At 68.0% G+C, this 1,592-nt stretch carries 1 protein-coding gene; it reads left to right on the top strand.

The genetic code is table 11. The features are described from left to right. Window positions 1–1,592 (top strand): type I polyketide synthase (locus tag AB0M92_RS39260; protein ID WP_366107191.1); only part of this gene is annotated, 1,592 nt, incomplete at both ends.

Below are 1,592 nucleotides of genomic sequence, written 5' to 3'. Positions count from 1 at the left end.
GTCAAGGGCAACATCGGCCACCTCGACGCCGCCGCCGGCATCGCAGGCCTGATCAAAACCACCCTCGCCCTCCAACACGAACTCCTGCCCCCCTCGCTCAACCACCAGCGCGCCAACCCCGACATCGACTTCCCCAACAACCCCTTCCACGTCCAAACCCACCCCACCCCCTGGCTCCGCACCCCCCACCACACCCGCCGCGCCGGCATCAGCGCCTTCGGCTTCGGCGGCAGCAACGCCCACATCATCCTCGAAGAAGCCCCCCTCACCCCACCCTCACCACCCAGCACCCGCCCCACCGAAACCCTCATCCTCTCCGCCCGCACCCCCCAAGCACTCGAAGAAGCCACCGACCGACTCGCCGCCCACCTGCGCCGCACCCAACCCAACCTCGCCGACGCCGCCTACACCCTCGCCACCGGACGCCGCACCTTCCCCCACCGCCGCACCGTCACCGGCACCACACCCGACACCATCGCCACAGCCCTCGAAACCCGCGACCCCGCCCACGTCACCACCCACCACACCACCCGCGACACCCCACCACTGATCTACCTCTTCAGCGGCCAAGGCTCACAACACACCCGCATGGCCCACGACCTCCACCAACACGAACCCGCATTCCGCAACGCCATCGACGAATGCGCCGAACTCCTCACCCCCCACCTCGGCGAAGACATCCGCACCATCCTCTTCACCGACGACCCCCGACTCGACCAGACCCAATGGGCCCAACCCGCCCTCTTCACCATCGAATACGCCCTCGCCCAACTCTGGAAAACCTGGGGCATCACCCCCACCGCCATGCTCGGCCACAGCCTCGGCGAATGGACCGCCGCCTGCCTCGCCGGCGTCTTCACCCTCCCCGACGCCCTCCGCCTCGTCGCCCTCCGCGGCCGCCTCATGCAAGCCCAAACCCCCGGCGCCATGCTCAACGTCATGGCCGACCGCACCACCATCGAAGCCGCCCTCCCCCACACCCTCTCCCTCGCCGCCCACAACGGCCCCCGAGACTGCGTCGTCTCCGGCCCCCACGACGCCATCCACACCTTCACCACCCTCGCCGAAGAAAACGGCTGGCCCACCCAACCCATCACCACCAGCCACGCCTTCCACTCCCCCCTCATGGAACCGATGATCACGGAATTCACCACCGCGGTCGCCACCACCAACCCCCAACCCCCCCACACCCCCTTCATCTCCAACACCACCGGCACCTGGATCACCAACCAACAAGCCACCGACCCCACCTACTGGGGCCACCACATCCGCGCCACCGTCGAATACGCCACCAGCATCCAAACCGCCACCACCCAACCCGACACCACCCTCCTCGAAATCGGCCCCGGCCAAACCCTCACCAGCCTCGCCCGCCGCATCCTCACCCACACCAACACCCACACCCACACCACCCTCGCCTCACTCCCCCACAAACGCGACCCCCGCACCCCCACCGAAACCACCCAACGCACCCTCGCCAACCTCTGGCTCACCGGCACCACACCCCACTGGCCCACCTACCACAACCACCAACAACGCCACCACATCCCCCTCCCCACCTACCCCTTCCAACACAAGCACTACTGGCTGGA

The organism is Streptomyces sp. NPDC051582 (assembly GCF_040681715.1).
In the GTDB taxonomy this organism is placed as follows: Bacteria; Actinomycetota; Actinomycetes; order Streptomycetales; family Streptomycetaceae; genus Streptomyces.
This window is presented reverse-complemented; position numbering and strand designations above follow the sequence as displayed.